This window comes from Nocardia sp. NPDC003726, assembly GCF_053586955.1.
Map to the genome: position 1 here is coordinate 113,209 of NZ_JBSFNF010000023.1, position 9,362 is coordinate 122,570.

Sequence of the window (9,362 nt, forward strand, 5' to 3'; positions counted from 1 at the left end):
CCTCGGCGTCGGGGGTAGCGCGGCAGCGTCTCCGGCCTGCACCGCGCCGGCCAACACTAGCCCCATCGTTCGGCTGCCGACATACGTCCGGATTTCCCACAGGTGAACGATTTCCGCTGCGGCGGTGGGCTTCTCACATCGGGCCCCGAGCCCGTACGCCCAGCTCACGGGCCCGCGAGCCACTCTCGCGCCGCACCCGCGGGAACCTGCCGACGCCCCGTTCGGACTCCAGCCCGCCATGGAGAATTCAATGGGCAATATCCGAGCCGCCACCACGTGTTGTACTCCCGTTTCCCACCGCCGCCGGACCGGGACCCCGCACTCGTCGCGAAGCTCAGGAGTTACTTGCGGGTAGCACAAAGCGGGAACTTGACGATATCGTCAGCATGTTGCCGTCGAAAGGAGCGTTATGTCTCGCGTCGCTGTGGTCACCGGTGCGTCGTCCGGAATCGGGAAGGCCACCGCAGCCGCGCTGGCCGGGCGTGGGTATCGCGTGATCGGCACCAGCCGCAATCCCGATTCCATCGGTTCGGACGCCGTGCTGCCGGGGGTCGAGTACCGGGCGCTGGATCTCACCGATCCGGCGTCGATCGAGACGTTCGCGGCCGGTCTGGACCACGTCGATGTGCTGGTGAACAACGCGGGCGAGAGCCAGGCGGGTCCGCTGGCCGAGCTGCCCACCGACGCCGTCGAGCGACTGTTCCAGCTGAACGTGCTCGGCCCGGTCGCCCTGACCGGAGCGGTGCTGCCCGGCATGCGGGAACGCCGGTACGGCCGCGTCGTCATGGTCGGCTCGATGCTCGCCAGCTTCCCGATGCCCTACCGGTCCTCCTACGTCGCCACCAAGGCGGCACTGCGCGGCTTCGCGGTCGCCGCCCGCTTCGAGGAATCCCCCTTCGGCGTCTGGATCACCGCCGTCGAACCCGGCCAGATCGACACCGGCCTCCGCGAACGCCGCACCAAATACCTCACCGAAGGTTCCCCCCACACCGCCGATTTCACGACCTTCATGGCGAAACTCGATGAGAACCAGTCAAAGGGAATCACCCCCGAAAAGGTAGCCACCACGATCGTCAAGGCGATCGAAGCCGACCGCCCCAAACCCCTCTACGCGGTAGGAAGCAACGCCCCCGCCATGTTCACCCTCCGCCGCCTACTGCCCCGCACCGTCATGGAACGCATCATCGCCCGCGCCCACGGACTTTCGCGCTGAAGAAGCGACAGTCGCCGACACGACGGCTCGCATACTGTCTTCCTGTGCCCGTCAGCCGAACGAGCTGACCCAGCCGGTCACGCACGTGGGAGCGTCCAGCCGGCGTGCAAGAGCAGCGCTACTGTTCGACGCCCCGATCGTTGGAGGTTGTCAACTCTCACTCTTCCTCGTCGGACCCCAAACGCGACGGGGCGTCCTTTGGCGGGACGGGCGCAGCGGAGACGGGCGCGCCTAACCCGATGGTTTCCAGCGCTTCGTGCAGATGGTCGCGCAGAACCTCCTTCGCGGCAGAAAGCGCCTGCTGATATGCGAGCTGTGCGGCCGCGCCACCGGCGGCCCCCGCCCGGTGATATCCGCCCCACCACTCGACCACGCGATATTCGCCGTCTGTCGGGTCGATGCGTACCACCCAGTACGTTCGACCTTGTTTGCGAACCGTCCAGTAAGTGCCGTCCGCGGTGTAGTTCCGATAGCCACTAGGCCGTGGTTTCGACGCCATGTTCCCATTTTTCCCGCAATAGTGCTGTCCCCGTGCAGAATTCGCGGACTCACCGTCTTCTCGAATCGCGGGACGGTCCATGCGTGGGATCGACAGGTCGAGGTGCAGTGTCCGGCAATACCCTGCTTTAACTGCACCTACAGTGCAGAAGGCGGGCCGTCTTCTTCCTTGATGCGCTGGCGAATCGCCTCCACCGTGCGATCCTGAGGAATCCGCTCTGGCCACAGAATCGCTACAACGAGAACGACCAACGGCAGGCCGATTGCGATAGCGAACCCGACGATGATCCAAGTGTCCGCGCTCATCCCGGGTACCGCCTGCCACGGTTGGCCCAATAGGCGCGGCCGCGTGGAGTGATCGACCAGCGCGCTGCATGTGGTGAGACCATGATCAGTCCGCGCGATTCCAGTTGTCCTATCGCCCGGCGGGCACTCCACGCGGTTAGCTGGGCTTGCTCGGTGATCTGCCCGGCGGTCAACATGCCGCCAGGTGCGAGTACCGCCAGAACAGCCGCCTCCGCAATCGTGTTCCCCATACGTCTCCCCTTGTCGTGTGAAGTGCGTCCGACGCCGAGGAAGTCGATCGGTCTCGCGGTGCGTCTCGGGCCGGGGCTCTTCAAGACTCACCGCCGCACAGCCGGGCCGTTATGTCTTCACGGCTACAGCCGTATACGGCTTCGCCTACGATCGAGCCATGCGCGGTAGCGCCAACGAACCGGACCCACAAGCGGCTGTTCTCGGTGCCCGGCTGCGTGCAGCCCGAGAAGCAGCAGGGCTATCGCTATCCGAACTAGCCGCCAAGATTCCGTACAGCAAAGCCGCACTCGGCCACTACGAGACCGGGCGTAGGACCGCTTCGTCCGAGGTCGTCACCTGGTACGAGCGCGCCTGCGGCGGATTCACCGACCCTGTCACCGCGATGTCGGTTCTCGGCAGGGCCGACGTCGATCGTCGCTCCTTCCTGCGTGATTCGGCGTATTCCGCTGCGCTGACCGCCACGGCGCTCACCGCTCTCTCGGACGCGGCGAGACTCGTGCACGTCACCGATGACACTCGGGTGGGTATGGCCGAGGTCGAAGCCGTACAGGGCGTGACGGACGCCTTTCTCCGATTGGATGAGGTTCGCGGGGGCAATGTGGGACGTTCCGCGGTGGCGGAGTTTTTGGCGACCGACGTAGCCGCACTGCTAAGGTCGCGCTTCGCCAGCGCCGAGGTGCGTGCGCAGGCGTTCAGCGCCGCGTCGGAGTTGGCCTACATGGCGGGCTTCAAGGCCCACGACGCAGGGCAGGACGCACTCGGGCAACGCTACTTCCTGTCCGCCCTTCGTCTGGCCGAAGAATCCGGAACGCCGGGCCAAGACGGATTCGCCTTCCGCATCCTGGCATTGCACGCCAGCGACGTACATCAACCCCAGAACAGTGTCCCGCTCGCGGAACGCGCGGTGCTGAGCGCACGCGGCAAGGTCAGCCCCGACACGATGGCCCTGTTCGAGGTCGCCTTGGCACGGTGCTACGCCGAAACGGGCGACAAGGTCCAGGCCGTCAAGGCGCTTCGCCGAGCCGAGCCATGGATCATGCCCGAGGCGACGACGGAGATTCCTCGATGGGCCGCGCTGTTCTGTCCGAACAAAGCGAGCGTGACCCGGCAGACCGCGAAAACGTTCCTCGCGATCGGCGACTTGGCCGAAGCCGAGCGCTATCAATATATGAGCGCGACAATCTGGCATCCCAGAACACATACGCGGATTCACGCGATCAGCCTGGCCGAAACCGGACTCATCCGCTGGCGCATGGGCAACCACGAGGACGCGGCCGAACTCTGGCGCACCGCGCTCCCCACATTGACCTCCGTCGGTTCGGAGCGGGGGTCGAAGCTGCTGCGCCGTATACGCAAAGCTGCCCCCGAACTGGTCGATCACACCTGACCTGACCCCAAGTACGCGACTCCAGCCAGCTTCTATCGGCGTGCAGATCGGCCGGTTGATCCTGGCTCATGGCGAGGCGGTTGGCCGCTCAGAATTTGCTCCGGAGAAACCGCCTTCTGGAAGTGCCATCAGAGTTGGACGCCGAGCCACGAGGCGAATCCGGTGAGGCCGTTGGTCTGCCTGCGCTGTGCTGCCGCGATGCCGTAGACCGTTTCCCGGACCGAGGGATGCAATCGGGTCTGTTGTGGAGCGACGCGGCGGGCACGGTTCAGGGCGTCGAGCGCCTGGTCCGGCTTGCCGATCATCAGCCACGCGCGGCTCACGTCCTGCCAGTGGTGCCCGGCTCTGGGTGGTGCGATCTTTTTGGGGAGCACGAGGGCTGAGCCTTCGTGCGCCGCTTTGCCGGGGTTACCGGCTTCGAGAGCGACGGCAGCGGAATGGATACCGACGTTGGCAGGGCCGAAAAGGGTTCCGTACAGGTCGGATTCACCGCGCATTCGCGGGGCGAGACGCCGTGCATGTTCAATGTGCTCGGCGGCGATATCCGGGCGGATACCCCGGGCGGCAACGATCGCGCCGCACAGATGCCCGTAACCGCGCACCGCATCAGCGGCTTCGCCATCCCCTTCGATCTCGTCGAGCGCTTGCTCCACCAGTCCGAGCCCGGTGTCGTTGGAGTGGTGGTACATGAGGATTCGCGCGCGCTTGATTTTGGCTTGCGCCGCGTAGAGCGGATCGTCAGCCGATGCGGCGGCCCATTCGAGCCGATCGAGTGCGGTCGGTGCCAGGTGTATGAATCCGAATCGCCGACAGAGCCGTTCGGTAGTCACATAAGCGGCGCACAACAGGGAGAACACCGCTCCACGATCTCCGTTGGCAGCGTTATGCAGTGCCCCATACAGTCGTCGCAGCAGGTCCGGCATACGTGCGAGCGCGACCCGGCCCTTGTCGTTCCGATACGCGAGGTCTACGGCGGCGATCTCAGCGGCGAGTGCGGCCAGCGACGTCGGCTCGACAGGGCGCACATACGCACCTTCGGCGAGCACAGCTCGCAATTCAGCCAGACCTTCCAGCGGCCCGTCCTTCTCGATGAGATCGCGGTAGGGGATACCGGTCAGCCGTTCGGGTTCCACACGCAGCACTCGCGCGGCAGCGGCCAGAAACGCCGGACTCGCTGGTTCGCGTCCCTGCTCGACCGCCTTGACCATGGCCAGGCTGTAGTTGGCTCGGTCGGCCAGTTGGCGCTGGCTCAGGCCCGCGAGTTTCCGCTCGGCCGCGATCGCCTGTCCGGCATGGGTCGAAAGGCTCATACTCCCAGGGTAAAAGGCTATTCCAGACCTGGCCCTTGGAAGCATGAAGATTCAAGAGGCTTTTCGCCAACACCCGGTATCGGGGTGATGGCGATCGACCCCTCGATACCGGGTGTGACCAAACCGGAACCAGGAGGGGCTAGTGACGGAACAACAGGTACCAAGGCGGGCTGTGGCTCTGCTCCACAGCGACCACGATCCAACAGAGTTCGAAGCGTTGGTGCAGCGGCGCGGGCTGAGAATCGTCTACACCGTGCACACCGACGTGCACGCGGTATTGGCGGCGCTGATCGCGGTCCAGTACACGCTGGAACACATGGCCGACGCGGTGGTCATCCCGCACCTCGGCGTACTGGAATCCGATACGCCCTGGTGGGCCGTCACCGAGATGGCCGACCTCATCACCGGCACGCGGGAATACCCGCTGGGTTCAGCGCTGCCGACAACGGCGCGGTGGGCGCCGTGATCGCACTGGGTTTCATCATCGCTGTCGGCCTGCCGCTGGTCGTGCTGGCATTCGCCATCCTCTGGCCCGAACGCATCCCCAAAGATCGCACGGTGAACGCGATACGCCAACGCATCGAAGGCGAAGACCGCTCGCAGAACAAGCCCTAACCGCCTGGTGTCGGGCGGTCTGCAGGAACGTACGTCCAGTCTGCTCACCACGCCGGGCATGAGCACGTCTCTGGGGCACTGGAAGATTCCGCGAATCGGTGGAACCAGTCGGCGCTTCGATGCGTCAAATCCTGTGTCACCACGGTTCTCAGCGGTGCACAACACCGGGGGACATCGAAGTGGGGGCATCTCAACAGATCTTTTCGGGGTGGAGAAACTATGAAGATTCGCAAGTCTGCGGTGGCGGCTCTCGCCGTCGGCGCGTTCACAGCGGCGGGGATGATCACGAACCCGGCCACTGCTGCCGCGGAGTCGGGGGCGTGTGCCGGGAACTTCCATGTGATCAGGGCCGTGAACGGGTACATCGAATGGGGGCTGACATCCCAGTGCACCGGTGACGACTGGCACCCGCACAAGGTCACCGTGCAGCTCGAGACTCAGGTCGGCGACTCGTGGGTGCAGGTGATACGCAGGAGCAATCCCGCTTTCGATGAAGGGAAGCAGGTGGTTGTCCTGCAGTATCACAACGATCGATGCAGGACGAACACCACCAACAGATACCGGGCGAAGGGCTGGATCAGCGCCGGAAAGCACGCAACCTCCGGGACGTCGGAGGTGGCCTCGCTGCCCTGCGGCGATGTGGCGGGCAGCTTATAACGCGGCTAGTTCGATGCGATCGGGTGATCCGCCGTACGGTCACCCGATCGCCACCATTGCAGGGGAAGCCGACGCACAACAGAAGCAGCCCGTGCGCGTCACTGTTACGTTGATCGGGGCCGATCGCCGAGTCCTAATCGATCTTTTCCGTGTCCACCACCGCGATCCAAAGGAGCACAGCCGACGATGTCACCGAGCGAGCGCACTACCGACCGTGTCCTGGCCGTGTGGGCGCCACCGGAATTCGTGTCCGACGGCAGCAACGGGATTCTGAGTTGGGCTGGACCGGCGCTCCGTACGCCCACCGGGTTGCGGCTGTCCCTCACGGCGGAAGCGGTCGGCGAGGCCGCGCCGTCGTTGCTCAACTACCGCGTCGGAGCGTCGGCGCTGGTTAATGGTGTGTCCACCGAGGTGGGCTGGGGCAGCATCTCGTCCGACACCCACGCCCATACGAACTTCACCTTGCCCGACCTCGACCCGGATACTACACCGGTCGATATCGAGCTGACCATCGATGACGTCACCACCGACGGTCCCTGGATGAGGCGGCTGTATTGGCCGAACGACACCGTCTACTCAGCACCGCTGGGCGATCCACGAGGTCGATTGGCCATGCTGACCGATCCAGTTTTCGTCACCGACGATGAAGGCCCGATCGAGGCGTGGATCGGACCGGTCACGATCGACCCCAACGGAATCGAGTTCCTCTACACCGCCACCACGCGCGACGAACACGCACCATCGATCTGGGACTACGAGGTCGACGCCGTTCTGCGCGCCAATTTCGGGAACTCAGAGGTGGTAGCCGGTGAATCGACTTCGGCGACGCGAACTACCAGAACCTTCCAGGCTCCGATTCCTGACGACATCGCCGACACACCCTGGGATTTCGAGTTGATCATTACCGACCACACGGCAGGACTGACCTGGTCGACCGAGTTCTCGTGGGCGGGGCCGACGTCCTAGCGCTCGCACTGTGGGCTCCTTGACAGAGCTCGGCACAGTACCGCGAACCAAGGAACACTCGGTGGTCGAAAGCGACTGTCCAACCTCGTACGCGATTTTCCGACTCGGGATGGTCCACCTGACTGCGCCCGCATGGATCCGCGCAGTTTCCGCGCCGAGCTGCTGACAGCGAGTTCTGAGGCGGTACAGCGGTGCACCTGTGACGTTCGAGAGCCGCGCCGGTAGGCAACTGCGTGATCATGGCCTGGACGGGTCGCGGAAGCGATGAACGGCGGCGTGCTGGCTGGCGGGGCGCGGGAACACAATGCAGGTCGCCACACAGCAGGTGCCGGCGGCCGAAGGTCGTACCGAATCTTCGCACCGCCCGACGCTTGGTCGGTTAGCCTAGCGTCGCGAAGAATGCCGACATGCCTAAATGAGCAGTGAGGTGTAGATGTCTACGACTATACCGCCAACCGAGCAGCGAGAGCAGCTCGCACAGCAGCGACGAACGGTGGATTTCGATACCTACGACGTGACCGTTGAGGAACTTCTGCGGCGTGTCGGTAAGCACAGAATTGATATTGCGCCGGTCTACCAGCGGCAATTTAGGTGGGACAAGTCGCGGCAGGCTAGGTTAGTCGAATCCATCCTCCTGGGAATTCCAGTTCCTCCGCTATTCATGGCCACTAACACCGTTAGTGGTGAGCAGAATCGCTGGGAAGTGGTTGATGGGGTCCAGAGACTGCTAACGCTTGTCAATTTTGCGGGGGACGCTTCAACAAGGCAGACGGCAAATTTGGATGATGAGCCACTTCGTCTTGTGGATATGGAAAAACTAACGACTTTCGAGGGATTCTCGTTCGACGAGTTACCTACGGACATCCAGACGACCTTCGAGGACAGGCCGCTTAAGGTCATCATTCTTAATGATAAGAGTGAACTTCAAGTTCGTTACGATCTGTTTGAGAGGCTCAACACTGGCGGCATTGCTCTTACTGACCAAGAGATCCGCGAATGCGTATACAGGGGCGAGTTTGTAGATCTTCTTGGCCACTTGGCGCAAAGTGGCGACTTCAATACTGTGGTTAGGATTCCAGCGCCTCGCCAAAAAGATGGAACGCGCGAAGATTTCGTTCTGCGCTTCTTTGCCTTTCTTGAGCAATATCAATCGTTCGATCATTCGGTGCAGGGCTTTCTTAATGACTATATCGCCTCCGTGTATCGCGAGCCCGATATTGATAGAAGAGAAACTATTTTCAATCAGACTTTCGAGTACTTGGCTCGATGCTTCCCCGAGGGACTGAAGTCTCGGAAGGGGCAGACCCCCGTCAACCTCTTCGAGGCCGTGTCGGTTGGTGCCGCGCTGGCGCTCGCTGAGAACCCGTCGATCCCCGTCAGTGACACTAGCTGGGTGGCGTCAGACGATCTTCGCATGCTCGTAACCGGAGCTACGAATAGTAGGCCAAGGGTTCGTGATCGCATTCTTTTTGCCAAGGGGAAATTCCTTGGCTAGTTCTCCACTGTTTGATCGTTCGCCGCTTGAGCAAGATTTTAGGCAGCGTATCGATGTGGCGCGCAAGATTCTCGATGCCACGGATTATTCACCTGGCGGTGTGGCAGAGGGGGCGATGATTGACATATCCCGTGAATCGCGAGGGCTGTGTATCGTACTCCTATACGCGGCGTATGAGAATCTCCTGAAAGGCACTTCTCGCGCCATTCTTGAAGCTGCTATTAGATGCAAGGTTGGGAACAGGAGGTTAAGGCCTGAATTTCAGGTGTTCGCCGTATACTCCAAACTTCATTCTATTACGGACAAGTCGTCTAACTCCGTCTGGAAAGGTGATGGTAGGAAGGTCATTGACCTTCTTCAAGATTCATCCTCCTGCTCTATTAATGCGGACACATTCCCCAACGACGGCAGCCATATGAAATCCGCGCAGGTGGCGACTCTGTGTCAATCTTACGGTTTAGGGCATCCCGCGCCTATTCTGGGAGAGGCATGGGGGCGAATCGACACTATCGTTTCTGAGCGAAACGGTATCGCCCATGGGAAACGTACGCCCGAGGAGATCGGCCGAAACTACTCCATCGGTGATCTAAGACCGTGTCTTACGTGGTTGTGATTCGTTCACGTTGTGCCGGAATCCGCTGTGCTGCATGATGTTCGACTCGTGGTCGATGAGTTGTCGAAACG

The 9,362-nt window shown here is 62.3% G+C and carries 11 protein-coding genes and 1 pseudogene; 9 read left to right on the top strand and 3 right to left on the bottom strand.

The window, feature by feature from the left end; all coding sequences use genetic code 11:
• Positions 1-409: 409 nt before the first annotated feature.
• Positions 410-1,213 carry an SDR family oxidoreductase gene (locus tag ACWDMM_RS26330; protein ID WP_357112226.1) on the top strand — a complete coding sequence of 268 codons (804 nt, stop codon included), beginning with the start codon at positions 410-412 and terminating at the stop codon, positions 1,211-1,213.
• Positions 1,214-1,370: 157 nt separating this feature from the next.
• Here the strand turns inward: ACWDMM_RS26330 and ACWDMM_RS26335 are convergent, their stop codons facing one another.
• Both ACWDMM_RS26335 and ACWDMM_RS26340 read right to left on the bottom strand, forming a co-directional pair.
• A complete protein-coding gene (locus ACWDMM_RS26335) occupies positions 1,371-1,712 on the bottom strand; it encodes a hypothetical protein (RefSeq protein WP_357112223.1) in 342 nt (113 codons plus the stop codon).
• Positions 1,713-1,849: 137 nt separating this feature from the next.
• Positions 1,850-2,017: a hypothetical protein gene (locus tag ACWDMM_RS26340; protein ID WP_357112220.1), complete on the bottom strand. Its 168-nt coding sequence runs from the start codon at positions 2,015-2,017 to the stop codon at positions 1,850-1,852.
• A gap of 388 nt (positions 2,018-2,405) precedes the next feature.
• Between ACWDMM_RS26340 and ACWDMM_RS26345 the strand changes: the two are divergent.
• A pseudogene (locus ACWDMM_RS26345) lies at positions 2,406-2,594 on the top strand (helix-turn-helix domain-containing protein); the annotation flags it as partial.
• 180 nt (positions 2,595-2,774) lie between these two features.
• Entirely contained in the window at positions 2,775-3,635 is an 861-nt protein-coding gene (locus ACWDMM_RS26350; RefSeq protein WP_449940036.1) for a hypothetical protein, read from the top strand.
• Between the two features lie 128 nt (positions 3,636-3,763).
• Here the strand turns inward: ACWDMM_RS26350 and ACWDMM_RS26355 are convergent, their stop codons facing one another.
• Positions 3,764-4,945: a helix-turn-helix domain-containing protein gene (locus ACWDMM_RS26355; protein WP_449940017.1), complete on the bottom strand. Its 1,182-nt coding sequence runs from the start codon at positions 4,943-4,945 to the stop codon at positions 3,764-3,766.
• A 172-nt stretch (positions 4,946-5,117) separates the two neighbouring features.
• Between ACWDMM_RS26355 and ACWDMM_RS26360 the strand changes: the two genes are divergently transcribed.
• The 6 genes from ACWDMM_RS26360 (at position 5,118) to ACWDMM_RS26385 (ending at position 9,291) form a co-directional block, all read left to right on the top strand.
• A complete protein-coding gene (locus ACWDMM_RS26360; protein WP_449940019.1) occupies positions 5,118-5,411 on the top strand; it encodes a hypothetical protein in 294 nt (97 codons plus the stop codon).
• Positions 5,408-5,560 (top strand): hypothetical protein, encoded by a 153-nt coding sequence (locus ACWDMM_RS26365; RefSeq protein WP_449940022.1) that lies wholly within the window; start codon positions 5,408-5,410, stop codon positions 5,558-5,560. Before ACWDMM_RS26360 ends, ACWDMM_RS26365 begins: the two co-directional genes overlap by 4 nt.
• A gap of 219 nt (positions 5,561-5,779) precedes the next feature.
• The gene (locus ACWDMM_RS26370) at positions 5,780-6,217 is read left to right on the top strand and encodes a hypothetical protein (protein WP_449940024.1); all 438 of its coding nucleotides are present in this window, start codon (positions 5,780-5,782) and stop codon (positions 6,215-6,217) included.
• Positions 6,218-6,403: 186 nt separating this feature from the next.
• The gene (locus tag ACWDMM_RS26375; protein WP_449940026.1) at positions 6,404-7,183 is read left to right on the top strand and encodes a hypothetical protein; all 780 of its coding nucleotides are present in this window, start codon (positions 6,404-6,406) and stop codon (positions 7,181-7,183) included.
• 433 nt (positions 7,184-7,616) lie between these two features.
• Entirely contained in the window at positions 7,617-8,678 is a 1,062-nt protein-coding gene (locus tag ACWDMM_RS26380) for a DUF262 domain-containing protein (RefSeq protein ID WP_357112200.1), read from the top strand.
• A 115-nt stretch (positions 8,679-8,793) separates the two neighbouring features.
• Positions 8,794-9,291, top strand: a complete 498-nt coding sequence (locus ACWDMM_RS26385; protein WP_449940034.1) for an MAE_28990/MAE_18760 family HEPN-like nuclease — start codon at positions 8,794-8,796, stop codon at positions 9,289-9,291.
• Positions 9,292-9,362 lie beyond the last annotated feature (71 nt).